Origin of the sequence: Acrocarpospora sp. B8E8 (assembly GCF_039871605.1) — a bacterium.
Classification (GTDB): domain Bacteria; phylum Actinomycetota; class Actinomycetes; order Streptosporangiales; family Streptosporangiaceae; genus Acrocarpospora; species Acrocarpospora macrocephala.
In genome coordinates this window covers 99329-125048 of the sequence record NZ_JBDPLV010000028.1, presented here as the reverse complement: position 1 = coordinate 125048, position 25720 = coordinate 99329, and the positions used below count along the sequence as shown (strand labels likewise).

Here is a 25720-nt window from a genome sequence, read left to right as displayed (position 1 = left end):
GTCTCGCCGTAGAATTGCCGGTCATGGCCGTACAGATCTCGCCCAGCATCCTGTCCGCCGACTTCGCCCGTCTCGCCGACGAGGCGGCGCGGGTCGAAGGGGTGGCCGACTGGCTGCACGTGGACGTCATGGACAACCATTTCGTGCCGAATCTCACACTGGGGCTGCCGGTGGTGGAGGCGCTGCTGCGGGCCACCCCGATTCCGGTCGACTGCCATCTCATGATCGAGGATCCGGACCGGTGGGCGCCCGGCTACGCGGAGGCCGGGGCCGGGAGCGTGACCGTGCACGCCGAGGCCGCCAAGGCGCCGGTGCGGACGTTGCGGGCGATCCGGGCGGCCGGGGCCAGGTCGGGGTTCGCGCTCAATCCGGCCACCTCGATCGAGGCGTACGAGGATCTGCTGCCCGAGATCGACATGCTGCTGCTGATGACCGTGGAGCCGGGGTTCGGGGGGCAGCGGTTCCTGGACGTGGTGCTGCCGAAGATCACCCGGACCCGGGCGCTGATCGAGAAGCACGGCGGGGAGATCTGGCTGCAGGTCGACGGCGGCGTCTCGGCCGAGACGATCGAACGCTGCGCCGCCGCCGGGGCGGACGTGTTCGTGGCGGGCAACGCGGTCTACGCGGCCGACGATCCGGCCCAGGCCGTGCGGGACCTGCGCGCGCTGGCGTTGGCACATCCGCGCTTGGGGTAAGCATTAACGTGTGAAGGACCACGGTATCTTCGGCCCCGGGTCGGTGACCTGGCGGGTCATGGGGGAGCCGATCCTGCTGGTGGGCGGCTTCCGCGCCATGCTCATGCAGGGCCTGCACCCGCGCGCCATGCGCGGCGTCCAGCAGAACTCCGACCTCCTGAACCCCGCGGAGGCCTGGTCCCGTTTCACGCGCACGACCGAGTTCGTCCGCGTGCGCACCTACGGCACCCGCGCCGAGGTCGAGAAGGCCGCGAGCCGGGTGCGGCGCATCCACCGCACCCTGACCGCCGTCGACCCGGACACCGGCGAGGAGTTCCACCTGGACGACCCGGACGCCCTGCGCTGGGTGCACGTCGGCGAAGTCGACTCCTACCTCTCGGTCGCCCGCCGCGCCGGCGTCCCCCTGAGCGACGCCGACGCCGACCGGTTCGTCGCCGAGTGGCGCCAGGCCGCCAAGCTGGTCGGCCTCCGCCCGCGGGACGTCCCGGGCAGCGTCGCCGAGATGCGCGACTACATCGAATCCGAACGCCCCCGCCTCTACCTCGTCCCCGAGGCCACCCACCCCCTCCGCATGTCCATCAACGCCCCGCTTCCCCGCAGGCTCACCCCGCTCAAGCCCGCGTTCCCCCTGGTCGTGCTCCTGTCCTTCGCCACCCTTCCGCGCTGGGCCCGCCGCCTGTACGGTGTTCCGGCCACGCCCTTCGAGGACCTCTGGGCGACGATGACCCTGAAAACCCTCCACCAGAGCCTGCGCGTCGTCCCCGCCCACCTCCGCTACAGCCAGGCCGCCCGCCGCGCCCGCGCGATGACGGCATAGGATAACAAGCGCTTGCTTGTCCCACCAGATGGATGGGTCGCCGCGATTCGCGGTGACATGGCACACTGAAAGCGAGCAAAGCGTGCTCCGGGGTCGGTGTAATTCCGAACCGGCGGTTACAGTCCGCGACCCGGCCGAAGCCTTCGGCCGGTTGACCTGGTGAAACTCCAGGACCGACGGTGAAAGTCCGGATGGGAGGCAGCGCGCTGGCGGGCGGTTGGGCGTCCCCCGATTCCGGGGAGGTCCGCTGTCCGCTGATGGAGTGCACCGGTTTGTGCACCCGTCGCCACCCCCGGGGCCCGCCTGGTGACACAGGTGAGGAGAGGACCGGGGTGGCCGATCAGCCGGACATCGCGCACATGCGGCGTGCCGTCGCGCTCGCTTCGCGCGGGCTGGGGACGACCAGCCCGAATCCCGTGGTCGGGTGCGTGATCCTCGACGCGGACGGCGAGCCGGCCGGCGAGGGATTCCATGAGTACGCCGGCGGCCCCCACGCCGAGGTGAACGCGCTGCGCGCGGCCGGCGAGCGGGCCAGGGGCGGCACCGCGTACGTGACACTCGAACCCTGCGACCACACCGGGCGGACCGGGCCGTGCAGCCTCGCCCTGATCGAGGCGGGCGTGGCCCGGGTGGTCATCGCCGTGGATGATCCCAATCCGGTGGCCTCGGGGGGCGCCGAGCGGCTCCGGCGGCAGGGGATCCGGGTGGACACCGGGGTGCTGACCGAGGCGGCCGAAGCGGGCAACGCGGCCTGGCTGACCTTCGTGCGGCGGCGCAGGCCGTACGTGACGTGGAAGTTCGCGGCGACGCTGGACGGGCGGTCGGCGGCCGAGGACGGCACCAGCAAGTGGATCACCTCGGCGGAGGCGCGGGCCGACGTGCACCGGCTGCGGGGCGAGCAGGACGCGATCCTGGCCGGGATCGGCACGGTGCTGGCGGACGATCCCCAGCTCACCGTGCGGCCGCCGCGGGGGAGACCGCCGCTCCGGGTGGTTCTGGACAGCGAGGGGCGGACGCCGCCGGGCGCCCGGGTATTGGACTCGGCCGCGCCGACGTTGATCGCGGTGGCGGAGGGAACCGAGGTGGCCCACGCCGACGTGGTCCGGCTGGCCCGGACCCCGGACGGGATCGATCTCGACGGCCTGCTGGCCGAGCTCTACCGCAGGCAGGTGGTGAGCCTGCTGGTGGAGGGCGGGCCGGTGGTGGCGGGGTCGTTCCTGCGGGCCGGGCTGGTCGACCAGGTGGTCGGCTACCTGGCCCCGGCCCTGCTGGGCTCGGGGGCGGCGGCCCTCGGACCGGCCGGAGTCACCACCATTACCGACACCCATCGCCTGATATTTCACGAAATTTCCCCTATTGGGCCGGACCTTCGCTTCATCGCCCGGCCGGCACCCCCGAAGGAGACAGATGTTCACCGGAATCGTTGAGGAACTCGGTGAGGTCGTGCACGTCGGGCACCTGCACGACGCCGCCCGCCTGGCCGTACACGGCAAGATCGTCACCGTCGGCGCGCGGCACGGAGAGTCGATCGCCGTCAACGGCGTCTGCCTGACCGTGGTGGACGTGGACGGCGAGGTGTTCACCGCCGACGTCATGAAGGAGACCCTGAACCGCTCCTGCCTGGGCGTGCTCCAGCGGGGCTCCCGGGTCAACCTGGAACGCGCGGTCCGCGCCGACCAGCGGATGGGCGGCCACATCGTGCAGGGCCACGTGGACGGCACCGGCGTCATCCTCACCCGCGAACCCGCCGAGCACTGGGAGATCGTCCGGCTCTCCCTGCCCAAGGACCTGAACCGCTACGTGGTCGAGAAGGGCTCCATCACCGTCGACGGGGTCAGCCTCACCGTCACCGCCGTCGACGAGCAGAGCGTTAACGAGAAGAGCGTTAACGAGATGAGCTTCGCCGTCAGCCTCATCCCGACCACGCTCGGCCTCACCACGCTCGGTCACAAGCAGCCGGGCGACCCGGTCAACCTGGAGGTCGACATCATCGCCAAGTACGTCGAGAAGCTGGTGACCCGGTCATGAACTGGGCCGAAGCGGGTTTCGACCTGCTGGGCACCCGGGTGCTGTGGACCGACCTGATCGGCAACGTGGCCGCGCTGGCCGCCGTCCTGCTGGCCATCCGGCGGTCGATCTGGACCTGGCCGGTCCAGCTCACCGCATCGGTGTTACTGCTGGTCGCCTCCGTCAACGCGCACATCACCGGCAACGCCCTCAAGCAGGTCATGTTCGGCGCGCTCGCGATCTACGGCTGGATCCGCTGGAGCCAGGGCACCCGGGACGGCCAGGAGCTGGCCGTGCGCCCCGCCACCGGCCCCGAGCGGGCCGCCATGATCGTCGCGATGGTCGCCGGCACCGCCGCGGTGGGCGTGCTGTTCTTCACGACCGGGCTGTCCTGGGGCGCGCACGCGCCGCTGCCCGAGGGCTACTTCCTGGTCGCCGCCGACGCGTACATCTTCGTCGGCAGCGCCGTCGCCACCTGGGCGCAGGGCCGCGCGCTGGTGGACTTCTGGCTCATCTGGGTCGCGGTGGACCTGGTCGGCGTGCCGCTGGCCTTCCGCTCCGGCCTCGTCGTCTCCGGAACCGTGTACGGGATCTTCTTCCTGCTGGTCCTCGTCGGGTTCGTGAACTGGCTCAAGCAATACCGGTCAAGGGAAGTAGTGGTGGCGGTATGACCATCAGGCTGGATCCGATCGAACGCGCGATCGCGGACATCCGCGACGGCAAGCCGGTCGTGGTCGTCGACAACGAGGACAGGGAGAACGAGGGCGACCTCATCTTCGCCGGCTCCAAGGCCACGCCGGAGCTGCTGGCCTTCACCATCCGGCACAGCAGCGGGGTGATCTGCGTGGCCGTGCCGGGGCCCGACCTGGACCGGCTCAGGCTGCCGCTGATGGTGCAGGACAACCGGGAACGCCTGCGCACCGCGTACACGATCAGCGTGGACGCCAGGGACGGCGTCAGCACCGGCATCTCCGCCGCCGACCGGGCCCGCACGATCCGCACCCTCTGCGACTCCGCCACCGAACCCTACGAGCTCGTCCGGCCCGGGCACATCTTCCCGCTGCGGTATCGCGAGGGCGGCGTCCTGGCCCGCCCCGGCCACACCGAGGCGGCCGTGGACCTGGCCCGCCTGGCCGGGCTCACCCCCGCCGGCGCCCTCGCCGAGGTCGTCAACGACGACGGCACCATGGCCCGGCTGCCCCAGCTGCGCGAGTTCGCCGACGAGCACGACCTCGCCCTGGTCTCCATCGAGCAGCTCATCGAGCACCGCCGCCGCACCGAGCGCATGGTCACCCGGGTCGCCGAGACGTCCATCCCCAACCGGTACGGCACCTGGCGCGCGTACGGCTACACCAGCGCCCTGGACGGCGGCGAGCACCTGGCCCTGGTCCTCGGCGAGGGCCTGGAGGAGAACGTCCTGGTCCGGGCCCACTCCGAATGCCTCACCGGCGACGTGCTCGGCTCGCTGCGCTGCGACTGCGGCGTGCAGCTCGACCACGCGATGAGCGCCATCGCCGCCGAGGGCCGCGGCGTGATCGTCTACCTGCGCGGCCACGAGGGCCGGGGCATCGGCCTGGTCGCCAAGCTCCGCGCCTACAGCCTGCAGGACAACGGCAGCGACACCGTCGACGCCAACCTGGAACTGGGCCTGCCCGTCGACGCGCGCGAGTTCTCCAACGCCGGGCAGATCCTCGGCGACCTGGGCGTGAAGTCGGTCCGGCTGCTCACCAACAATCCCGCCAAACTGCGCGGCATGGACGGCTACGGCATCAAGGTGCTGGGCCGGGAGCCGATGCCGGTGGCGGTCAACCCGTACAACCAGAACTACCTGGCGGCCAAGCGCGACCGCCTGGGCCACGACATTCCTGGAGACAAGTGATGAGTGGAGTAGGACGCCCCGAGCCGACCCCCGTCGAGGCGGACGGCCTGACCGTCGGCATCGTCGCCGCCCGCTGGCACGAGAAGATCACCGACCAGCTGGTCGCCCGCGCCGTCGAGGCCGCCAAGGACTGCGGCGCCACCCCCGTGGTGGTCCGGGTGGCCGGCACCCTGGAGATCCCCGTCATCGCCCAGGCCCTGGCCCGCCGCCACGACGCCGTCGTCGCCCTCGGCGCCGTGATCCGCGGGAAGACCGCCCACTTCGACTACGTCTGCGACTCGGTCACCGCCGGCCTGACCCGGATCGCCCTGGACGAATCCACCCCCATCGGCAACGGCGTCCTCACCTGCGACAGCCTGCACCAGGCCATCGACAGATCCGGCCTCCCCGGCAGCCACGAGGACAAAGGCTACGAAGCCACCGTCGCCGCCCTCGAAACCGCCGTCCTCCTCCGCGCCCTGACCCCCTGACCTCCGCACCCGTGCAGTACGGTTCTGTGGTCCCGCCCCGACTCACCTGGTGACCCTCAATCGTGCCCGAACCCCTGCCCACCCTCCCTCTCACCTGGCGTCCCCACCGCTCCCGTTACGTCGCGTACGGCTTGGCGGCGCTCATGGTCGCGGGCTCCCTGATCCTGGCGGTCGTCCTCCCGGAACAGTTCAAGGCCCCCGACCGGATCGGCATGGTCGCCTTCTTCGCCGCGATCGCCTGGGTCCTGCACTTGATCGGCCGAATCCGGGTGGTCGCGGCGGAAGACGGCCTCACGGTCGTCAACGTGCTGCGCACCCACCGCTACGAATGGGCCGAGGTCCTCGACGTCACCCTCATCGACGCCGACCCTTGGCCCCGCCTCGACCTCGCCGACGGCACGGTGATCGGCGCGATGGGCATCCAGGGCTCCGAAAAGATCCGCGCCGCCCAGGCGGTGGCCGAGCTCCGCCTCCTCCTCAAGGCCAAAGGCGAGGCCCCCGAAGACTGAGACACCGGGAAGACGACTGCGCCGCGGTCACGGTCTGAGGATGGGGTCTAGCCCTCGGGATCTCTGATCTCGATGATGTGAAGGGGTTCGTCCAGATGGGTTGAGGCGTCAACCCACCGGGTGGCGTCCATGGTCAGGATGGGGCAGACCGAGATGTCCGCGATCGCGGCCGTGTGGGCCTCGTACACCTCCAGCCCTGTGGTCACCACGACCTCGGCCAGGAGTTCGGCTTGCTCGGTGTCCCGCAGTGGCGCGACGGTCACGTACTCCAGCGAGGTCAGCCCGTGCATGGCGTCGGCGGCCTCTTCGGTGTGGGTGTCCACCAGCGCCCGCGTGATCGCCAGAGCGGAGACCACCATCGGCTGGCCGTCGGCGTCGTAGCCCTGGATGAGGCTGATCGTGCCGATCTCGCCGCGCGCGAGTTCGTGCAGCACGGTCGAGTCCAGGATCAGGGGGACAGGTGTGAAGTCGGTCAACGCTGCCCGCGCTCCTGGAAGGCGCGCAGTTGCTCGTCGATGTGGGCGCGGGTCCTGGCCACTCGTGCGGCGGTGGCGGGATCGGCTGCGGCCGCGGCCGCCTTGGTCTGCCACCAGCGCCGGGCCCGCCGGCTGCGGTGGGCGTGCTCGGCCAGGGCGTCGTTGAACGCGGCGGACACCGAGGCCGCCTTCCCGGCTTCGACGAGTTGCTCGGCGTAGGAGGCCAGGTGTGGATCCACGGTGATGGTGATCCGCGTCTTCTTCTCGCTCATACCCAGATCATACTCATGACCGGATCTTCAGATCCTCAGGAATGCCAGTTCACGCGCGAGATTTTTCGTCGCTTGTTCGGTCCAGAGGGATTGGGCGGTCGGAGTATGGAATAGGGGATCTTTGGCAAGAAGACGGGTGAGGACCTCGGTTCTGCCGGTTTTGAAGAGGTTGATGGGCACGTGGTGGTATTCCTGGCGGATCGCGTGGCTGTAGTGGTCGTACGTGGCGGGGGGCGCGCCCAGGATGGAGAGGTCGGCGTCGCACAGGACGGCGGCGTCGCGGTCATTGGGGGTGTGGGTGGCGGTGACGCGGACCAGGCGGGCGACCTCCGCGGCGGCGGGGTAGCCGCAGGCGGTGAGGCGGGTGTGGGCCAGTTGGGCGCTGCGTTCCTCGTCGTGGCCGGGGCGGCCGTCGTAGACGGCGTCGTGGAACCAGGCGGCCAGCCGTACGGCGAGGAGGTCGTCGGCGTGGGCGGCGAGGGTGTCGATCGCGGTGAGGACGGCGTGCAGGTGGGCGCGGGTGTGGTAGCGGCGGTGGGGTTCCGACCACCGGGCTTCCAGTTCGGCGAGCAGGGCGGTGGCGGTGGGGGAGCCGGGGAGGCCAAGCGGATTGTCCACGGGAAAAAGTTAGCCGGTGGCGTAGCCTGAGGGCGTGTGGGAGCGAGCGGGCAGGGCGGCTGATATCGATTCTCCGGCGGCGCTGGTGCGGCGGATGGGGGAGCAGGATTACCTCGCCGATGAGGGGCTGGGGACGGCGGCGTTTCTGGCGTTGAAGATGGGGCGGCCGCTGTTCCTGGAGGGGGAGGCGGGGGTCGGGAAGACGGAACTGGCCAAGACGTTGTCCGCGGTGCTGGACGCGCCGTTGATCCGGTTGCAGTGTTATGAGGGGCTGGACGCGGCGCAGGCGCTGTACGACTGGGATTTCGCCCGGCAGTTGCTGCATCTGAAGGCGGCCGAGGCGGTGGGCGCGGGGGATGTCAGGGCGCTCGAAGGGGAGATCTACGACCGGCGGTTCCTGATCGCGCGGCCGTTGCTGCGGGCGCTGGAGGTGCAGCCCGCGGTGCTGCTGGTGGACGAGGTGGACCGGGCGGACGACGAGTTCGAGGCGTTCCTGCTGGAGGTCCTGTCGGATTTCACGATCTCGATTCCGGAGCTGGGGACGATCGCGGCCGCCGCGCCGCCGGTGGTGGTGGTGACCTCGAACCGGACGCGGGAGGTGCACGACGCGCTGAAGCGGCGGTGCCTGTATCACTGGCTGGAGCATCCGGGGTTCGATCGGGAGGTGGCGATCCTGCTGCGCCGCCTGCCGGCCTGCACGGAGACGCTGGCGGGGCAGGTCGCGCACGCCGCCGCCCGGCTGCGGGAGGCCGATCTGGTCAAGCCGCCGGGGATCGCGGAGACCCTGGACTGGGCGGAGGCGATGCTTACTCTGGGGGCGACCGATCTCAATCCCGATCTCGCCGCCGCCACGCTCGGCGCGGTCCTGAAATATCGGGAGGATCAGCAGTTCGTCGTGAAAAATGGGCTTTTGCGTGATGGTTGAGCCGCGAGCCCGGCTGGTGTCGGTGCTGGTGGGGTTCGCGCGGACCCTGCGGGCGGCGGGGGTCGGAGCCGATCACGAGCGGACGCGGAACTTCCTGAGTGCGCTTGAACACCTCGATTCGGCGCGGGAGAGTGACGTCTACTGGGCGGGGCGGCTGACGTTGTGCGCGGGGCCTGATGATCTGCCCAGGTATGACCGCTGCTTCGCCGCGTACTTCGCGGGGGTACGGGCAGGCCCGGCCCGATCCCAGCTGACGGTGACCGTGACCCGGTTCACCGCTACCCCCTCGGGCGACGCGGGCGCCGCGGAAGGGGAGCCGAACGTGCTGCCCGCAACGGCCAGCGCGGTCGAGGTGCTGCGTAATCGCGACATCGCCCGGATGACCGCCGCCGAGCGCGACGAGGTGCACCGCATGCTCGCGCTGCTCCGGACGGCCAGGGAGCAGCGCAGGTCACGGCGGCTGGTGCCGTCCCATGGCGGCATCCTGGACGCGCGCAGGACGACGCGGCACGCGATCAGGAGCGGCGGAGAGCAGTCCAGGCTGTACTACCGGGATCGGCGGCTGAAGCCGCGGCGGGTGGTCATGGTGGCCGACGTCAGCGGGTCGATGGCCGCCTACGCGGATTCGCTGCTGCGGTTCGCGCACGCGCTGGTGCGGTCCGAGCCGCGGGCGACCGAGGTGTTCAGCGTGGGGACGCGGCTGACCAGGATCACCGCCGAGCTGCGGCATCGGGATCCGGCCGTGGCCATGGACGCGGTGTCGAAGGCGATTCCGGACTGGAGCGGCGGGACCCGGCTGGGGGAGGAGCTCCGGGAGCTGCTCAGGCTCGCCGACGCGCGCGGGGCGATCGTGGTGATCGCCTCCGATGGCTGGGAGCGTGGGGATCCGGGGCTGCTGGCGGCGCAGATGGCGCGGCTGGCGCGGATGGCACACCGGGTCGTGTGGGTTAATCCTCATAAAGGGGATCCGGGGTATCAGCCGTTGACGGCAGGTATGCGAGCCGCGCTGCCGTATGTGGACGAGCTGGTCGCCGGGCACAGTCTGGCTGCTTTCGAGGAGCTGGCGGACCGGCTCGGCCGCGCCTGTGTCTGGACTGAGGAGCGCAGGTCGCGAAGCGGCCGGAGCGACGAGGGAAGACGCAGGCTGAAGGCGGCCGAGCACGCCGATCCGGAGGATCGGCCAAAATAACAGCTGGGAGGGTTGCGGCGTGCGTGATGTGCTTTCGCAGATCGTGCGATGGTGGGAAGCCGGGGAGCGGTTCGGCCTGGCCACGGTGGTCGGCACCTTCCGGAGCGCGCCCCGGCCGCCGGGCGCGGCCATGGCGGTGCTGGCGGCCGAGGCGGTCGGCAGCGTGTCGGGCGGCTGTGTCGAAGGCGCGGTGTACGAGCTGGCCCAGGACGTGGTAGCCGCCGGGCAGCCGGTCCTGCAGCGGTACGGCGTGAGCGACGACGACGCCTTCTCCGTCGGGCTGACCTGCGGCGGGATCATCGACATCTTCGTGGAGCCGGTGTCGCGGGCGGAGTATCCGGAGCTCGGGGAGATCGCCACGTCGATCGAGAAGCGGCAGCCGGTGGCGGTGGCGACCATCCTGTCCGGTCCCGGCAAGGCGGGCGCCCGCCGGGTGATCTGGCCGGATCGCGGTTCCGGCACGCTCGGGTCGGCCCGGCTGGACGACGCGGTCGACGACGACGTGCGCGGCATGCTGGCCCAGGGGCTCACCGGCATCCGCAGGTACGGCGCGCACGGCGAGCGCCGCCTCGACGATCTGCAGGTGTTCGTGCAGTCGTTCGCGCCCTCGCCCCGCATGCTGGTGTTCGGGGCGATCGACTTCGCCGCCTCGGTGGCGCGGATCGGCAAGTTCCTGGGTTACTACGTGGTGGTCTGCGACGCCCGCCCGGTGTTCGCGACCGGCAAGCGTTTCCCGGATGCCGACGAGGTTGTGGTCAAATGGCCGCACGACTACCTGACCGCCACGAATGTGGACGAACGCACGGTCATCTGCGTGCTCACCCACGATCCCAAGTTCGACGTCCCGCTGCTTGAGGTCGCGTTGCGCACTCCCGCCGCGTATGTGGGCGCGATGGGGTCCCGCCGCACCCATGAGGATCGGCTGGTACGGCTTCGCGAGGCCGGCCTCACCCCGGACGAGCTGGCCCGGCTGCGCTCGCCCATCGGGCTGGACCTGGGGGCGCGCACCCCCGAGGAGACCGCGGTCTCGATCGCCGCCGAGCTGATCCAGTTGCGCTGGGGCGGCTCGGGGCTCCCACTGACCGGCACGGAGGGCCGCATCCACGGTGACTGACCACGACGGCTCCATCACCGGGATCCTCCTCGCCGCCGGAGCCGGACGGCGGTTAGGGACTCCCAAGGCGCTGGTCGAGTTCGCGGGGGAACGTCTCGTCGATCGTGGCGTACGGCTGCTGGCCGGCGGGGGATGCCATCCGGTCGTGGTCGTCCTGGGGGCGGCGCTCGCGCCGGTGTGCGGAGCGGTGACCGTGCTGAACCCGGACTGGGAGACGGGCATGGCCTCTTCCCTCCGGGTCGGCCTCGCGGCGATGCCCGATTCGGCGGAGGCAGTGGTGATCGCGTTGGTCGACCAGCCCCTGATCCGCCCCGAGGCGATCAAACGCTTGATCACCGCCCACCGGAAAGGCGCGGCGATCGCCGTGGCGACATATCACGGCAAACCGCGAAATCCGGTGATCGTTGGCCGTGAATACGTACATGACCTGGCGGAATCGCTCCACGGCGACGCGGGAGCGCGCCCATTCCTGCGCGCCCATCCCGAATTGGTGACCGAGATCCCCTGCGACGACGTCGGCGACCCCGCGGACATCGACGAGGCGGCCGATTTGGCGGCCCTCAGCGCGCGGGCACGGTTAGAAACGTAGCGTGGCCGCGGCGGCGCGGTGGTCGCTGCCGGCGGCTTCTTCTACGGTGGCGGTGGTGGCGGTCATGCCTCGGTAGAGGATGTGGTCGGGGCGGGTGATGGGGAATCTGGCGGGCCAGGTGAAGCCGAAGCCCTGGCCGGCTTGTTGCTGGGCGTCGGTGAGTGGGGGGACTAGGTCCTCGCGGTGGCGGTCGGTGGTGGCGGTGTTGAGGTCGCCCAGGAGGAGTAAGCGTTTGCTCTCGTCTTCGGCGATGAGTTTTCCGGCGGCTTCCAGGGTCTCGTCGCGGAATTCGGTTTCGCCGGGGCGGGCGGAGGCGAGGTGCATGACGTAGACGGTGACTTCGCCTTTGGGGGATCTGGTGATGGCGCGCAGGGCGCGGGCCCAGCCGAGGCCGACGTCCACCTTGCGGGCGCCCTCCAGGGGGTAGCGGCTCCACAGGCCGACCGTGCCGACCTGGTAGTGGTGCGGATACCGGTTGTTGAGTTCCTTGGCGGCCGGGCCGCCGGGGGTCAGTTCCTGCAGGGCGACCAGGTCGCGTCCTTCGGAGAGCGTGCGCACGGCCGTACCGGACAGGCTGTTGGTGACGCCCACGTTCAGGGTGGCCACCGACAGGTCGCTGGGGCCGCCGGGCGGGCTGCGCAGCAGGCCGGGACCGAACAGCACGCCCCACACGACGGCGGGGACGAGCGTGGCCACGATGGCGGGGACGGAGCGGGAGGCCAGCGCGGCGGCCAGGAGCAGCGGGACGCCCAGGCCGATCCAGGGCAGCACGCTCTCCAGCACGGGGGTGAAGCCGCCGAGTTCGGGCAGCAGCCGATGGCCCGCGAGCACCGCGGCGAGCACGGCCGCGAGCACCATGACCGCGCGTCTGAGCAAGATCACTCCCTGGGGCTGCGGGCACCAGTCTATTGACCGGAGACCCGTCCGCAGACCGCCGCTTCAGCGGGCCACGCGCTCATGTACCCTCGGAATGCCGAAGAAACCGAACAACATTCGGTCAAGGAGGACTGCGCTATGCGGATCGGGATGGCCTTGAGCTACTCCGGGGGCTTCAAGGAGACCGTGGCCGAGCTGGCCGACTACGAGAAGGCCGGTCTGGACATCGTCTTCGTGGCCGAGGCCTACAGCTTCGACGCGGTCAGCCAGATGGGGTACATCGCGGCCAGGACCGAGACGTTGCAGATCGCGTCGGGGATCCTGCCGATCTACTCGCGGACGCCCACGCTGCTGGCGATGACCGCGGCGGGCCTGGACTACGTCTCCGACGGGCGGTTCACGCTCGGGCTCGGGGCGTCGGGGCCGCAGGTCATCGAGGGGTTCCACGGGGTGGCGTACACCGCGCCGCTGGGCCGGACGCGGGAGATCATCGAGATCTGCCGGAAGGTGTGGCGGCGAGAAAAGCTGGAGCACCAGGGTAAGCACTACTCGATGCCGCTGGCCGGGACCAAGCTCGGCAAGCCGCTGAAGCTGATCAACCACCCGGTCCGCGAGCGCATCCCGATCGTGGTGGCCGCCATCGGCCCGCAGAACGTGGAGCTCGCCGCCGAGCTGGCCGAGGGCTGGGAGCCGATCTTCTACCTGCCGGAGAAGGCCGCCGACGTCTGGGGGCCCTCGCTGGCCGCGGGCAAGGCCAGGCGCGCCCCCGAACTCGGCGAACTCGACGTGATCGCCCAGGCCACCCTCGCCATCGGCGACGACGTCAGCGGCCTGCTGGAGTTCGGCCGCCCGATGGCCGCCCTCTACATCGGCGGCATGGGCGCCAAGGGCAAGAACTTCTACAACGACCTGGCCCGCCGGTACGGCTACGAGAAGGAGGCCGAGCGCATCCAGGACCTCTACCTGGACGGCAAGAAGGACGAGGCCGCCGCCCTGGTCCCGCACGAGCTGCTGGAGAACATGTCCCTGATCGGCCCGGAGGGTTTCGTCCGGGACCGGATCCAGGCCATGCGCGACTCCGGCGTCACCACGATCAACGTGACCCCGGCCGGCGCCACCCATGCCGACCGGGTCGCCCTGATCGAGAAGATCAAGGAGATGACGTCAGGGTGAGCGCGTAGAGGGCGATGGCCGCGAAGTCGTCGGCGGGCTCCGAGGCCTGCCACGACCGCACGTCGTCCACGTAGCGCGCGCCCCGGCCGGTGAACTCCTCGTAGCGGTCCATCCCGTCCGGCGGGCAGCGGACCATCTCGTCGAAGTGGCCGCCCAGGCCGTCGGCGAACAGGTCGGCGCTGTTCGGGCCGTTGACCACCGCGCCGGTCAGCATCGGGTGCCGCCCGTCGGCGCGGCCCTTGAGGTTGGCGACCTGGTGGTGCGGGCAGCGTTCGGCGTTCTCGCCCACCCCGACCATGAACGAGACACCCCACGGGTTCGCGCCGAACGCCCAGCCGCGCTGCCGGGTGCCGAACGCGTCGTAGGCCGGATCGCCGGACACCGAACGGTAGAGCCGCGCGGTGGCCGTCAGGCCGAACGCGTGCGGCACCGCGTCGAACTGGGCGTAGTCGGCGCCCGCCTGGAACGGATCCGGGGTGGCGCGGGTGGCGCCGATCTCCAGCTGGGCCTTCAGGTCGGCGATCAGGTCCTGCTCGCCGACGGCCAGGCCCCGGGTGCCGAAGGAGCGCAGGGCAAGGATGAGGTCGCGGTGGGCCAGGGCGCTCACGTCGTAGAGGTTGAGGGTGTCGCCGCCCGCCTCGTGGGCCAGGTACTCCCCGGCCCAGTGCGCGGCCTGCTCCAGCCAGGCCCCGGCGCGGTGGTCGCCGAGCCGCTTGGCGGCCAGGGCGAGCTGGGCGCCGCCGAGCTCCATGTCGTCCCGCCAGGCGGACTCGGGGTAGAAGGCGAACGGGAGTGAGGTCACCAGCTGGCCGACGTTCGTGGTCTTGGCCTGGGCGTACAGGGTGGCGGCCTGGTCGAGCAGGTTGCGGGCGATCTTGCGGTCGGGTTCCACCTGGGCGGCCAGCGCGAAGGCGGCGGCGGTGCGGCCCGCCAGGTTGGGGCTGATCTTCTCGCCGGGCGCGGCGGCCCGGAAGACCGGGCGGTTGCGGATGTACTGCCGGCCTTCCCCGGTGTCGTGGTCGTCGGCCTCCGGCAGCCGCCACACGTCGTGGTCTCCCGCGAAGGTCCCCTCCTCGTTGCCCGCGCCGATGCCGACCTGGATGTACAGCGTCTTGGACTTCTCGTCCCACATCTTGTCCAGCCAGCGCAGGCCGTGCCGCGCCTCGGCGGTCACCCCGGCGGCGAGTGGCCCGCCGTCGCGTCTGGCGGCCCACATCAGGGTGTCCACGTAGGCCAGGATGTGGGTGAACTTGAGGTAGTCCCCGGCGTCGAACCAGCCGCCCTCGACGTCCACCCGGCCGCCGATCCTGGTGAGCCCGCCCTGGATCACGTCGGTGTCGGGGCCGGTGAAGGTCGGCCATTCGTACACGATGGCGGCTCGGTCGTTGAGGTGGCTCGGGCGGCGGCCCAGCTCCCCGGGGCGTACGTCGGCGCCGTCCCGCTGGGCGGCGAAGAAGGCCAGCGCCTTGGCGGCGGGCACGGCGAACTGGGCGGCGGGGGCGATCCGGAACTCGGGCGAGGTCAGGCCGCCCGCCTTGATCTTGTACGAACCCGGGCGTTCCAGGGCGGACAGGTCGAGCGGGTAGACATGCGGATATTTCGTGTTCCAGGTGCCGCGGTCCGCGCCTGGGGTTCCGGTCAGGACGGTACGCCCCTGGCTGTCGACGACGGTGAAACGTACAGTCGTCCCGGTGGTCATCAGGTAGGCGTGCTTGCTCTCGGCCGGGGTGAACCCGACTTGGTCTACGCGGATGAACCCGGTCGTCTTCGCATCGGCCCTGGCTGGACTTGTCGTGAGAACGGCGGCCACCGCGAGCGCCAGCGCCGGTCGGGATAAGGAACGCACAGGCAAACTCCGCCCTATAGTTAGGAAAGATTCCTAACGTTGTAGCCCGCCTCGTGAGGCTGGTCAAGATATCCCGTAAATTCAGGACATGACCTACGTGGAACGGCGGCTCCGGCTGGCCTCCTCGCTCGACGTGCCCGCCCTGCTTGTCACCCGTCCCGTCAACGTGCGCTACCTCACCGGCCTGGCCAGCAGCAACGCCGCCGTCCTGGTCCGGCAGGACGGGACCGCCGCCCTGGCCACCGACTCCCGCTACATCCAGACCGCCCGCGAATGCCCCGGCCTGGATGTGATCGAGGCCCGCGACGTGGCCGCGGCGCTGCTGAGCCCCGGCGCCGCCGTGGAGGGCCACGACATGACGGTGGACGACTACCGCCGTCTGGGCGGCGACATGCCCGTCCTGAGCGGCCAGGTCGAAGAGCTGCGCACGGTCAAGGACGAGACCGAGCTCGACGCCCTCCGCCACGCCTGCGCCCTCACCGACGAGGTCTTCGCCGACGTCGCCGGCCGGATCGCGCCCGGCCGCACCGAACGCGAGATCGCCCGGATGCTGGAGTTCCGGATGCTGGAACTCGGCGCGGACAAACCCGCCTTCGACTCGATCGTGGCCGCGGGGCCCAACGGCGCCATCCCGCACCACGCGCCCGGCGACCGCCCGGTCCAGCGCGGCGACCTGATCACCATGGACTTCGGCGCGCTCTACCGGGGTTACCACGCCGACATGACCAGGACCGTCGCCCTCGGCGAGCCCGCCGGCTGGCAGCGCGAGCTGTACGAGCTGGTCCGCGCGGCGCAGCGGGCCGGGCGCGAAGCCGTACGGGCCGGGGCCAGCGCGCACGACATCGACGCCGCGGCCCGGGATCTGATCGCGGACGCCGGGCACGCGGAGCACTTCGAGCACGGGCTCGGGCACGGCGTCGGCCTGGAGATCCACGAGCTTCCGTTCCTCGGCCCCGACAGGACCGGTAGACTAAAGGATCGAGTTCCGATCACCGTCGAGCCCGGGGTCTACCTGCCGGGCAGGGGCGGTGTGCGCATCGAGGACACGCTGGTGACGCGTGCCGACGGGCCGGAGCTGCTCACACTCACGACCAAGGAGCTGCTCGTTCTCTAGGGCGGCCCGCAAGCTGGAGAATCCACGTGGCGACGACGAACGACCTCAAGAACGGACTGGTGCTGAAGCTCGACGGCGGTGACCTGTGGACCGTCGTGGAATTCCAGCACGTCAAGCCCGGTAAGGGCGGCGCGTTCGTCCGTACCAAGCTGAAGAACGTGATGTCCGGCAAAGTGGTGGACAAGACCTTCAACGCTGGCGTCAAGGTGGACGTGGCGACCGTGGACAAGCGCGAGATGCAGTTCTCGTACATGGACGGCGGCGAGTTCGTGTTCATGGACACCGAGACCTACGACATGCTCAACGTCTCCCGGGCCTCGGTCGGCGACGCCGCCAACTACCTGCTGGAGAACATGACCGCCACGGTGGCGATCAACGAGGGCAACGTGCTCTACGTGGAGCTGCCCGCCGCGGTCGAGCTGCTCGTGGCCGAGACCGAGCCGGGGCTGCAGGGCGACCGGTCCACCGGTGGCACCAAGCCGGCCACGCTGGAGACCGGCGCCGAGATCAAGGTGCCGCTGTTCATCACGACCGGCGAGAAGGTCAAGGTCGACACCCGCACCGGCGACTACCTCGGTCGCGCTTGATGTCAGCTCGGGGGAAGGCCCGCAGGCGCGCCCTGGACATCCTCTTCGAGGCCGAGGCCAGGGACCGCAGCCCGCTCGACGTGCTGGCCGAGCGGATCGAGCGGGCCGAACCACCGGTGAACGAATACACGGTCACCCTGGTCGAGGGGGTGACCCGGCATCTCGGCCGGATCGACGAGCTGATCTCGACGTATGCCGAGGGGTGGAGCATGGAACGCATGCCCGCCGTGGACCGCAACGTGCTGCGCGGCGGCACCTACGAGATGCTGTGGTCGTCCGAGGTGCCCGAGGGCGTCGTGATCAGCGAGTGGGTGCACTTGGCGGGCGAACTCTCCACCGACGAGTCCCCCCAGTTCGTCAACGGCATCCTGGCCCGCTTCAAGCAGCTCAAGCCCTCCTTGGTGCTCTGACTGGGGGTACGGTGGTTCTCCCGCCCACCCTCCCTTTCTCCCCTGCGGGGCGGCCCGCTGCGCGCGAGCGATGTCGCGGGGGGCTGAACGTGATTCGCCGGTACCGTGACAGGGTTGGTGGGGAGAGGGCCGAGGCGGCCATAGAGGAGTTGGGACGTGCGTGACGCCACGCGGCAGACCGTTGTATGGGACGCGCTTCGCGTCGCGCTGGCCGGGCGGGAGACCGCGACCGGGCGGGAGGCGCTGGACATCGTGGACGCGGGAGGGGGCACCGGGGGGTTCGCGGTGCCGCTGGCGCGGCTGGGGCATGCGGTGACGGTGGTCGATCCGACGCCTGACTCGCTGGCGGCGCTGGAGCGGCGGGCCGCTGAGGCGGGCGTGGCGGTCAAGGGGATCCAGGGGGATGCGGTGGATCTCGGGGAGCTGCTTTCGCCCGGGAGCGTCGATCTGGTGCTTTGCCACAGCGTGCTGGAGTATGTCGAGGATCCGGCGGCGGCGCTGGCCGCGATCGGGGGGTTGCTGCGGGCGGGCGGGGTGCTGAGCGTGCTCGCGGCCAATCCGGTCGCGACGGCCATTCACCGGGCGGTGGCCGGGAATTTCGGGGAGGCCCGCCAGGTCCTGGCCGACCCGGCCGGACGCTGGGGCGAGAAGGACCCCACGCCGCACCGGTTCACGGCGGCGGGGCTGACGAGCCTGCTGGGCAGCGCGGGATTCACGGTGGGGGAGACGCACGGGGTGCGGATCTTCGCGGATCTGGTGCCGAGCCGGTTCTCCGAAGGGGATCCGGATGCGCTGGTGGCACTGGAACAAGCCGCGGCCACCCATCCAGTGCTGCGTGACATCGCCACCCAACTGCACCTCCTGGCATACCGATAAGCGCTCGCGGCCATAAACACTTGCCTAAACATAGAACGGATGTTCGGATAGGCTGAGACTGTGTCCAGGAAACAGGTGCGGCCGGGTGGTGGTGGCGGGCTCGCGGATGACGCGGGGTGCTCGATCCTGCACGTGGACATGGACGCGTTCTTCGCCAGTGTGGAGCTGGTCGACCGGCCCGAGTTGCACGGCCTGCCGGTCATCATCGGGGCCGCGGGGGCGCGTGGCGTGGTGCTCAGCGCCACCTACGAGGCGCGGCGGTTCGGCGTGCACTCGGCGATGCCGATGACCCGGGCCCGGCGGCTGTGCCCCCAGGCTGTGGTGATCCCCCCTAGTCACGGGAAGTATGGCGCGATCTCCAAAGGTGTGATGGAGATTTTCCACGCGATCACCCCCGAGGTGGAGCCGCTCTCGGTGGACGAGGCCTTCCTGGACGTGAGCGGGGCCCGGCGCAGGCTCGGCTCGCCGGCCGGGATCGCGGCCATGATCCGCGCGCAGGTGGCCGAGCGGTTCTCGATCACCTGTTCCGTCGGGGTGGCCAGCACCAAGTTCGTGGCCAAGCTGGCCTCCCGCGAGTGCAAGCCGGACGGCCTGCTGGTGGTCGCCGCCGACCGGGTGACGGAGTTCCTGCACCCGCTGCCCGTGGCGGCCCTGTGGGGCGTCGGAGAGCGCACGGAGCAGGCCCTGACGCGGCTGGGCATCAACACGGTCGGCGATCTCGCCCAGGTGCCCGTGACGACCCTGCGGCGGGAGTTCGGGGTGGCCGGGGAACACCTGCACGCGCTGGCCTGGGGCCGGGACGAGCGCCAGGTGGTGCCGCTCGCGTCGGACAAGAGCATCGGCAACGAGGAGACGTTCGCCCAGGACGTGGACGATCCCGAGGTGATCGAGCGGGAGTTGCTGCGGCTGTCGGAGCGGGTGGCCTCCCGGCTCAGAGCGGCGGATCTGATAGGGCGTACAATCAGTGTGAAACTACGCCGATCGGATTTCACCACGATCACCCGGTCTCGCACCCTGCGCGAGGCCACCGACGTGGCCAAGGAGATCCACGCCACCGCCTGCGACCTCTACCGGGCCGCGGGCCTGCAGCGGATTCGGCTGCGGCTGGTGGGAGTCCGGATGGAGAATCTCCGACCGGCGGGCACCGCGACCAGGCAACTGGGCCTCGGTGAGAGAGAGACCGGCTGGCGGGAGGCGGAACAGGCGATGGACAAAGCGATCCAGCGTTTCGGTCCGGATGCGGTGCGACCGGCATCGCTTGTTCGCCGACCGTTTGGTCCAATGGATCTATGACGTCACCTCCGGTTTGTACCGCGCTTGTGGACGTTGTGACCGTTTTCTTTCGTCTACGTCTACAGACTCGTATTCTGGGGATAACCGACCGCAGGGTTCGGACACCCCGTGTCGTCCGTTGCCGTCTTCCCCGTAGTGGGGCTGTCCTTGGGAGGCGCCGTGCCGCTGTCTGAGCACGAGCAGCGCTTGCTCGACCAGATCGAGCAGGCGCTCTACGCCGAGGACCCGAAGTGGGCTAATACCGTCCGGATCAGTGATCCACGCAGCCATTACAAGCGCCGCCTGGTGAAAGCCTCCATTGGCTTCACGCTCGGGGTCGTCCTGTTGATGGTCGGCGTCGTGTCGAACACTATCTGGCTCGGCGTCGCCGGCTTCGTGGTCATGCTCGCGACCTGTCTGTGGGGTCTGTCCAGCTGGAAACGCATGAACGGTTTCGGCGGAGAGACCACGTCCCCGGCCGCTCCTCCCCAGGGCGGTCACCGTGGCGGCCGCCGGCCGGGCTTCATGGAGCGCATGGAAGAGCGCTGGCGCCGTCGTAACGACGAGAGATAACGAAAGGCCCGGGGGTTCGAAACCCCCGGACCTTATCGAACTAGATATCGACTAGGTCGAACTTAGCGCCGGGTCCCGGCCAGCGGGCGTTCCGCTGTGGGCTCGGCCTTCTCCGTACGAGTGATCTTCCCCGCGCGCGCCTTCCGGCGGGGCCGCCAGCCGATTCCCTCCAGCCGGTCGAACCCGTCCAGCAGCCCCTCGCCGATCGCCTTGAGCCGCAGCAACGCCGACACGGGCGTCAGCAGGGCGCCGATCCTGCGCTGCCAGGAGACGGTGGCCGCCAGCGCGCTCCTGGCCGTCTGGAGGTCGCTGACCAGCGGGCCCGCGACCGCCGGGACCCGGGCGTACCGCAGCCGCTCCTCGGCCGAGGAGATCCTGACGATGGCCGCCGCGGCCTCCCGGTCCAGCTCGTACCGCTCGGTGAGGCGGCGCCCGAGCGCCCGCGGGGTCTCGCTGGTCTGCCGGGCCATGCCCAGGTCGGTCAGCGTGTCGCAGAGCTCGGCCCAGGCCGCCTCCACCGCCCGTTCGGCCGCGCCTGTGTCTGGACTGAGGAACGCAGGGAGCGTAGCGACCGGAGAGACGAGGGAAGACGCAGGCTGAAGGCGGCCGAACCCGCCGCGCCGAAGGCGCGGCCATGAGCGCAGCACGGTGAACCTGGCCGGATCCACGACCGGACGATCGTCCGGATCGGCCACGGAGCCGATCTCGTCACGGGTCCACCCGTCCGATTCCGGTTCTTCTCGTGTGCTCGATTCGATGGACCCGAATCCCGCCGCCCGGTTCACGATCCGCCGCCGCCACAGCCACAGGATCAGCCGCATCAGCGCCGGGATGAGGGACAGCAGCAGCGCCACGCCCACCCCGATGAGGATCTTCACGAGGAGCGGCAGGCCCGGCTCGACCACAGGTCCCGACGTGCCGGCGAACGGGTCCTCCAGCTCGCGGATGTTCCTGGCGGCCTCGGAGTCCGGGCCGGTCGGGCCGGTCGCCCCCGTCGTCGGGTTGGCCGAGGCCCCCGCCGTCGGGCTGGCCGTCGGGGTCACCGGCAGCGAGTACTGCGGCACCCGGGCGGTCGCCTGCCCGCCGCCGCCCGCCGGGGTCGGCTCGAACCTGAGCCAGCCCGCGCCCTCGAAGTAGAGCTCGGGCCAGGCGTGCGCGTCATGGGTGCGCACCACCCAGCGGCCGTCGATCTTCGAACCGCCGGTGTAGCCGATCGAGACCCGGGCCGGGATGCCCAGCAGCCGGGCCATCACGGCCATCGCGCTGGCGAACTGCTCGCAGTAGCCGGTCCTGCTGTTCAGCAGGAACTCGGCCAGCGCCTCGTTCCCCGAGCCCCGGGTGGTCAGGCTGTAGGCGAACTGCCCGGTCTTGGTGAACCACTCCTGCAGCTTCACCGCCTGCTGGTACTGCGAGGGCGCCCCGTCGGTCACCTCCAGCGCCAGATCCATGATCCGGGGGTCGAGCCCGCGCGGCAGCGCCAGGAAGCGGGACTGCACCTCCACCGGCGCCACCGGCGCCTGGTCCAACGCGACGAACGTGGGCCGCAGGTCCATGCCGGTCACCTCGTACTCCAGACCGGCCGCCTCGTCCCGGGTGGAGAAGACCATCAGCGTGCTCCGGTCCGCCCGCCAGTCGCCGTCCACCGCCACCTGGGTGGCCGGGTACGGCAACGGCAGGAACCGCAGCTCCTCGATCTCGTCGCTGATCTGGATGGTGGTGGAGGTCCTGGTGGTCGGCGTGCCCGGGGACAGGCCCGGCACCGGCGGCATCGGCCCCTCGTCCACCTTGTCCTCCGGGCGCCCCTTCAGCGAACTCGGCTTGAACTGCCGCCCGTCGAACACGTCCAGCGAGTAGATGCGCAGGTAGCGCGGGGTGTCGTCGGCCGAGGTGTAGCTCATCACGGTGGCGTTCACCGGCTGGGTGAGCTGCCCGCTGAGCTTGGCCACCGCGTCCGGGATGCCGACGTTGTTGCCGCCGTCGCCCAGGCCGTTGCCGACGCCGAAGCCGAAGAGCGGGTCCGGGGTCAGCGTCGGGATCAGCGCGGGGATGGCGATCGACAGCGCGATCGCGGTCACGCCGACCCGCTTGCCCGACAGGGCCAGCCGCCCGGCGTCGGCGGTGGTCGTGGTCCTGGACCGGCGCACCAGCACGGCCCGGCCCCAGTGGCTGACCCGCTCCCGCCCGTCGGCGACCAGCAGCCCGACGTACCCGAGCGCGCCGATCACGAACGCCGGCCAGCCGATCGGCTCGTTCAGCACGGCGGCGGGCACGGTGAACAGGGCCAGCAGCGGCAGCCCGGCCAGGGCCGCCCGGCGCACCCGCACCGCGAACAGGTCCACCAGGATCGCGATCAGGCCGGCCCCGCCCGCGGTGAGCAGGCTGATGCCGGGGTTGGCGGGCACCGGGGCCGCGTACTGCTGGATGTCGTCGAAGCCCTCCACCAGCAGTTCGGCCAGGGCCAGTACGGAGTCCTTGGTGGGGATGAACGCCAGCCAGGCGTCGTCCCTGGCGTACACCGCGGTCAGGAAGAGCCACATGCCACCGAGCATGCCCACGGGGGCCAGCCAGCCCGGGAGCGCCAGGCGGGTGATCAGGGTGGCCACCAGGGTGGTGACGATCAGCATGCCCAGGCTGGTCCAGAACCAGGCGCCGTCGGCGAACAGCGGGTAGAGGGTGAGCGATACGGCTCCGGTGGCCAGCCCCGCCGAGATCGGCAGCCTCATCACGCCGCGCTCCTGGAGTATGCCGCGTCCGGCCAGACCGCGGCCAGCGACGTCCCCGCGGGCAGCCGCAGCACCCGCCAGCCCGTTCCGGTGAGCACGGCCTGCGCCTGCTCGAACCGCTCGTCTGCCGCGCGGGACTGCTCCCAGCTCGCCACGTCCAGCATGACGGCGACGCCGGTCATGTGCCCGTGCCTGAGCCGGGCCAGCGCCTGCGCCTCCTCGGGGTCGATCGCGCCCAGCACGGCCACGATCAGGCCGTCGCCGCCGCCCTGGCGCAGCGCCGCGACGCCCTGCTCCAGGCTGCGGGACTGGCTCTGCCGCACCACCGCGAGGGTGTCGAGCAGCGACCAGGAGACGCCCTTGTCGGTGAGGTGCTGCGGCCCCTGGTCGGTGACCAGACGCAGGCCGAGACCCTCGTGGGCCAGGTGCACGCCGATGGACGCGGCGGCCGAGACGGCCACCTCGAACGAGGAGCGCGGCCCGTCGCCGCGGTGGGCGGGGCGGCGGGTGTCCAGCAGCAGGGCGCCGCGGCTCTGCCACTGCTGCTCCTCCCGGCGCACCATCAGCTCGCCGTACCTGGCGGTGGAGCGCCAGTGCACCCGGCGCAGGTCGTCGCCCTGGCGGTACTCGCGCGGCGCCACGTCGTCGTCCCCGGCCGAGGCCACCGACCGGGTACGGCTGTCGCCGCCGCCGGTCCACTCCCCGGACAGGCGCACCGGCGGCAGCGGGATCACCTGCGGGGTGACCACCAGCGAGTCGGTCACGGTGAACGTCCTGGCCAGCTCGACCAGGCCGAACGGGTCGGTGATCCGGATCGCCAGCGGGCCGATGGTGAACCGGCCGCGCAGATCGGAGCGGACCTTGTAGTCGATCTCGCGGACGCCCTTGGCCTCCACCCGGTCCAGCACGAAGCGGGGGCGGGTGCCCAGCGCGTACTGCAGGGTGTCCTCGATCAGGAGCAGGCCGGTGGGCAGCCGGGTGACGTTCTCCAGGCGGAGCGTCACCGTGCTGTCGCTGCCCGCCTCGACCCTGGCCGGGTCCAGCCGGCGGGCGCAGCTCAGCCGGTATCGGGTCCTGGCCACCACCATCGCGGCCAGCAGCGGCAGCGCGGCGATGAGGACGGCCACCCGGAGCAGATCGTGCTCGCCCAGGAAGAAGGCGCACAGCAGGGCCGCGAAACCCGAGGCCAGGAACGAGCGGCCGCGGGAGGTGAGCGCCTTGAACCCGGTCATTTGCTGTCCGGCACCGGGACGCGCCGGACCAGCTCGGTCATCACCTGCTCGGGGTGACGGCGCTGGCCCTGGGCCTCCAGGCTGGGCAGCAGCCGGTGCGCGAGCACGGGGACGGCGAGCTCCTGCAGGTCGTCGGGGATGACGTAGTCCCGGCCCGACAGCGCGGCGTGCGCGCGGGCCGCCCGGACCAGGTGCAGGGTGGCCCGGGGGGAGGCGCCCAGGCGCAGGTCGGGCGAGTGGCGGGTGGCGTCGACCAGGTCGATCGCGTACTTCTTGACCGACTGCGAGACGTAGACCGCGCGGACGGCCCGGATCAGGGCCTGCACCTCGGCGGTGCTGGCCACCGGGTCCAGCTTGCCCAGCGGCTGCGGCGCGCCGTGCACGTCGAGCATCTCCAGCTCGGCGGCCGGTTCCGGGTAACCCATCGCGATCTTCACGGTGAACCTGTCCCGCTGTGCCTCCGGCAGCGGATAGGTCCCCTCCATCTCGATCGGGTTCTGGGTGGCGATGACCATGAAGGGCGACTCCAGCGTGTACGTCACGCCGTCCACGGTCACCTGGTGCTCCTCCATGCACTCCAGCAACGCGGACTGGGTCTTCGGGGAGGCCCGGTTGATCTCATCCCCGACCACGATGTTGGCGAACACCGGGCCCGGCTTGAACTCGAACTCCCGGGTCTGCTGGTTGTACGCGCTGACGCCGGTGATGTCGCTGGGCAGCAGGTCGGGGGTGAACTGCACGCGCCGGACGGGACAGTCGATGGATCGTGCCAGCGCCTTGGCCAGCATCGTCTTGCCGACCCCCGGCACGTCTTCGATCAGGAGGTGGCCCTCCGCGAGCAGAACTGTCAAGGTGAGCCGGACAACGTCGCTCTTGCCCTCGATCACCGATTCGATCGCGGTGCGGATCCGGTGCGCGACCTCCACCAGATCCTCAAGCCGTTCCGCGTCGACATCGGTGTCGGCGCCGTGTGTTACTGCCACCAGGCCTCCAGAGGCGTGCCGTATTACTGGGGGTTTGCCATTCCTTATCCATTGTGTGTACCGACACTATGCCGCGACGGGTTCCCGGGCGACTTTGTGCAGGATCAACCGTGAATCGAAACAACCGTGAACTGCCCACAGTGTCGTGAACTTGCTTCTCGATCGGGTGGTACGGATGTCCGTATTCCGTGACATCGGGCGATCCATTGCTGGTAGCGGCCTTGATCCCCTCCATTCCGCTCCACCCGGACCCGCCGGGAAGCCCCACGATCGGGGTTTTCGTGTCAAGTAGCGCCCGCGACACGCCCAAACACGGGGCACGTGGCCGCGCCCCGCCCCACTTTGCTCCACCCTCTCTGACCTGCGAAAACGCGAATTTAACACCGTCTCCATACCGTTTGAATCAGTTGACGGTGGGGAGAAGTGGAGTATGGTGGAGCCCAGTGGAGGGCCGTGGCTGCAGAGCTAGGTGTTCCGCAAGGTACGGGAGGTGGG

General features: G+C 70.5%; 27 protein-coding genes and 1 riboswitch. Of the genes, 19 read left to right on the top strand and 8 right to left on the bottom strand.

From position 1 onward, the window contains the following. The first annotated feature begins 23 nt into the window (after nucleotides 1–23). The 8 genes from rpe (at nucleotide 24) to ABGB08_RS26160 (ending at nucleotide 6377) form a co-directional block, all read left to right on the top strand. On the top strand, nucleotides 24–695 hold the full coding sequence (rpe, locus tag ABGB08_RS26195) for a ribulose-phosphate 3-epimerase (protein WP_347594685.1): 672 nt from the start codon (nucleotides 24–26) through the stop codon (nucleotides 693–695). 10 nt (nucleotides 696–705) lie between these two features. Next, nucleotides 706–1512: an oxygenase MpaB family protein gene (locus tag ABGB08_RS26190; protein ID WP_347594683.1), complete on the top strand. Its 807-nt coding sequence runs from the start codon at nucleotides 706–708 to the stop codon at nucleotides 1510–1512. Nucleotides 1513–1590: 78 nt separating this feature from the next. Then, nucleotides 1591–1721, top strand: a riboswitch (FMN riboswitch). 123 nt (nucleotides 1722–1844) lie between these two features. Beyond that, nucleotides 1845–2939 (top strand): bifunctional diaminohydroxyphosphoribosylaminopyrimidine deaminase/5-amino-6-(5-phosphoribosylamino)uracil reductase RibD, encoded by a 1095-nt coding sequence (gene ribD, locus ABGB08_RS26185; RefSeq protein WP_347594681.1) that lies wholly within the window; start codon nucleotides 1845–1847, stop codon nucleotides 2937–2939. Continuing rightward, nucleotides 2920–3540 (top strand): riboflavin synthase, encoded by a 621-nt coding sequence (locus ABGB08_RS26180; RefSeq protein WP_347594679.1) that lies wholly within the window; start codon nucleotides 2920–2922, stop codon nucleotides 3538–3540. The genes ribD and ABGB08_RS26180 overlap by 20 nt, the downstream gene beginning before the upstream one ends. Continuing rightward, on the top strand, nucleotides 3537–4190 hold the full coding sequence (locus ABGB08_RS26175) for a nicotinamide mononucleotide transporter family protein (RefSeq protein WP_347594677.1): 654 nt from the start codon (nucleotides 3537–3539) through the stop codon (nucleotides 4188–4190). The genes ABGB08_RS26180 and ABGB08_RS26175 overlap by 4 nt, the downstream gene beginning before the upstream one ends. Further along, the gene (locus ABGB08_RS26170) at nucleotides 4187–5398 is read left to right on the top strand and encodes a bifunctional 3,4-dihydroxy-2-butanone-4-phosphate synthase/GTP cyclohydrolase II (RefSeq protein WP_347594675.1); all 1212 of its coding nucleotides are present in this window, start codon (nucleotides 4187–4189) and stop codon (nucleotides 5396–5398) included. Before ABGB08_RS26175 ends, ABGB08_RS26170 begins: the two co-directional genes overlap by 4 nt. Continuing rightward, complete coding sequence (ribH, locus tag ABGB08_RS26165) at nucleotides 5398–5868, top strand: 6,7-dimethyl-8-ribityllumazine synthase (protein WP_347594673.1); 471 nt, start codon at nucleotides 5398–5400, stop codon at nucleotides 5866–5868. Before ABGB08_RS26170 ends, ribH begins: the two co-directional genes overlap by 1 nt. A 62-nt stretch (nucleotides 5869–5930) precedes the next feature. Continuing rightward, the gene (locus tag ABGB08_RS26160) at nucleotides 5931–6377 is read left to right on the top strand and encodes a PH domain-containing protein (protein WP_347594671.1); all 447 of its coding nucleotides are present in this window, start codon (nucleotides 5931–5933) and stop codon (nucleotides 6375–6377) included. Nucleotides 6378–6424: 47 nt separating this feature from the next. Here ABGB08_RS26160 and ABGB08_RS26155 read toward each other — a convergent pair whose 3' ends face one another. The 3 genes from ABGB08_RS26155 to ABGB08_RS26145 are packed head-to-tail and all read right to left on the bottom strand — an operon-like array spanning nucleotide 6425 to nucleotide 7743. Beyond that, a complete protein-coding gene (locus ABGB08_RS26155; protein ID WP_347594669.1) occupies nucleotides 6425–6853 on the bottom strand; it encodes a hypothetical protein in 429 nt (142 codons plus the stop codon). Continuing rightward, entirely contained in the window at nucleotides 6850–7125 is a 276-nt protein-coding gene (locus tag ABGB08_RS26150; RefSeq protein ID WP_347594667.1) for a hypothetical protein, read from the bottom strand. The genes ABGB08_RS26155 and ABGB08_RS26150 overlap by 4 nt, the downstream gene beginning before the upstream one ends. Nucleotides 7126–7152: 27 nt before the next feature. Continuing rightward, nucleotides 7153–7743, bottom strand: coding sequence for a metal-dependent phosphohydrolase (locus ABGB08_RS26145; protein WP_347594665.1), 591 nt, complete (start codon nucleotides 7741–7743; stop codon nucleotides 7153–7155). A gap of 94 nt (nucleotides 7744–7837) precedes the next feature. Between ABGB08_RS26145 and ABGB08_RS26140 the strand changes: the two genes are divergently transcribed. The 4 genes from ABGB08_RS26140 to ABGB08_RS26125 are packed head-to-tail and all read left to right on the top strand — an operon-like array spanning nucleotide 7838 to nucleotide 11560. Continuing rightward, nucleotides 7838–8668 carry a MoxR family ATPase gene (locus ABGB08_RS26140; RefSeq protein ID WP_155351478.1) on the top strand — a complete coding sequence of 277 codons (831 nt, stop codon included), beginning with the start codon at nucleotides 7838–7840 and terminating at the stop codon, nucleotides 8666–8668. Then, on the top strand, nucleotides 8661–9857 hold the full coding sequence (locus ABGB08_RS26135; protein ID WP_347594663.1) for a VWA domain-containing protein: 1197 nt from the start codon (nucleotides 8661–8663) through the stop codon (nucleotides 9855–9857). The genes ABGB08_RS26140 and ABGB08_RS26135 overlap by 8 nt, the downstream gene beginning before the upstream one ends. A 19-nt stretch (nucleotides 9858–9876) precedes the next feature. After that, nucleotides 9877–10971, top strand: coding sequence for an XdhC/CoxI family protein (locus tag ABGB08_RS26130; RefSeq protein WP_347594661.1), 1095 nt, complete (start codon nucleotides 9877–9879; stop codon nucleotides 10969–10971). Then, entirely contained in the window at nucleotides 10964–11560 is a 597-nt protein-coding gene (locus ABGB08_RS26125; protein ID WP_347594659.1) for a nucleotidyltransferase family protein, read from the top strand. Before ABGB08_RS26130 ends, ABGB08_RS26125 begins: the two co-directional genes overlap by 8 nt. Here ABGB08_RS26125 and ABGB08_RS26120 read toward each other — a convergent pair. Next, nucleotides 11549–12436, bottom strand: coding sequence for an endonuclease/exonuclease/phosphatase family protein (locus ABGB08_RS26120; RefSeq protein ID WP_347594657.1), 888 nt, complete (start codon nucleotides 12434–12436; stop codon nucleotides 11549–11551). The genes ABGB08_RS26125 and ABGB08_RS26120 overlap by 12 nt on opposite strands. A 138-nt stretch (nucleotides 12437–12574) precedes the next feature. Between ABGB08_RS26120 and ABGB08_RS26115 the strand changes: the two genes are divergently transcribed. Next, the gene (locus tag ABGB08_RS26115; protein ID WP_347594655.1) at nucleotides 12575–13609 is read left to right on the top strand and encodes an LLM class F420-dependent oxidoreductase; all 1035 of its coding nucleotides are present in this window, start codon (nucleotides 12575–12577) and stop codon (nucleotides 13607–13609) included. Here ABGB08_RS26115 and ABGB08_RS26110 read toward each other — a convergent pair. Then, nucleotides 13587–15455 (bottom strand): glycoside hydrolase family 9 protein, encoded by a 1869-nt coding sequence (locus tag ABGB08_RS26110; RefSeq protein ID WP_347594653.1) that lies wholly within the window; start codon nucleotides 15453–15455, stop codon nucleotides 13587–13589. The genes ABGB08_RS26115 and ABGB08_RS26110 overlap by 23 nt on opposite strands. 88 nt (nucleotides 15456–15543) lie before the next feature. On the opposite strand from ABGB08_RS26110, the gene ABGB08_RS26105 reads away from it, so the two are divergent. The 6 genes from ABGB08_RS26105 (at nucleotide 15544) to ABGB08_RS26080 (ending at nucleotide 20287) form a co-directional block, all read left to right on the top strand. Beyond that, entirely contained in the window at nucleotides 15544–16569 is a 1026-nt protein-coding gene (locus ABGB08_RS26105; protein WP_347594651.1) for an aminopeptidase P family protein, read from the top strand. A gap of 26 nt (nucleotides 16570–16595) precedes the next feature. Continuing rightward, on the top strand, nucleotides 16596–17156 hold the full coding sequence (gene efp / locus ABGB08_RS26100; RefSeq protein WP_347594649.1) for an elongation factor P: 561 nt from the start codon (nucleotides 16596–16598) through the stop codon (nucleotides 17154–17156). Beyond that, on the top strand, nucleotides 17156–17566 hold the full coding sequence (gene nusB, locus ABGB08_RS26095) for a transcription antitermination factor NusB (RefSeq protein WP_155351451.1): 411 nt from the start codon (nucleotides 17156–17158) through the stop codon (nucleotides 17564–17566). Before efp ends, nusB begins: the two co-directional genes overlap by 1 nt. Before the next feature lie 156 nt (nucleotides 17567–17722). Continuing rightward, nucleotides 17723–18442, top strand: coding sequence for a methyltransferase domain-containing protein (locus ABGB08_RS26090; RefSeq protein WP_347594647.1), 720 nt, complete (start codon nucleotides 17723–17725; stop codon nucleotides 18440–18442). 60 nt (nucleotides 18443–18502) lie between these two features. Beyond that, nucleotides 18503–19735: a DNA polymerase IV gene (locus tag ABGB08_RS26085; RefSeq protein WP_347594645.1), complete on the top strand. Its 1233-nt coding sequence runs from the start codon at nucleotides 18503–18505 to the stop codon at nucleotides 19733–19735. Nucleotides 19736–19894: 159 nt separating this feature from the next. Continuing rightward, nucleotides 19895–20287, top strand: coding sequence for a DUF3040 domain-containing protein (locus tag ABGB08_RS26080; RefSeq protein ID WP_347594643.1), 393 nt, complete (start codon nucleotides 19895–19897; stop codon nucleotides 20285–20287). A gap of 62 nt (nucleotides 20288–20349) precedes the next feature. Here the strand turns inward: ABGB08_RS26080 and ABGB08_RS26075 are convergent, their stop codons facing one another. The 3 genes from ABGB08_RS26075 to ABGB08_RS26065 are packed head-to-tail and all read right to left on the bottom strand — an operon-like array spanning nucleotide 20350 to nucleotide 25225. Next, nucleotides 20350–23010: a DUF3488 and transglutaminase-like domain-containing protein gene (locus ABGB08_RS26075; protein WP_347594641.1), complete on the bottom strand. Its 2661-nt coding sequence runs from the start codon at nucleotides 23008–23010 to the stop codon at nucleotides 20350–20352. Next, the gene (locus tag ABGB08_RS26070; protein ID WP_347594639.1) at nucleotides 23010–24242 is read right to left on the bottom strand and encodes a DUF58 domain-containing protein; all 1233 of its coding nucleotides are present in this window, start codon (nucleotides 24240–24242) and stop codon (nucleotides 23010–23012) included. The genes ABGB08_RS26075 and ABGB08_RS26070 overlap by 1 nt, the downstream gene beginning before the upstream one ends. Then, nucleotides 24239–25225: a MoxR family ATPase gene (locus tag ABGB08_RS26065; protein ID WP_155356183.1), complete on the bottom strand. Its 987-nt coding sequence runs from the start codon at nucleotides 25223–25225 to the stop codon at nucleotides 24239–24241. Before ABGB08_RS26065 ends, ABGB08_RS26070 begins: the two co-directional genes overlap by 4 nt. Nucleotides 25226–25720 lie beyond the last annotated feature (495 nt).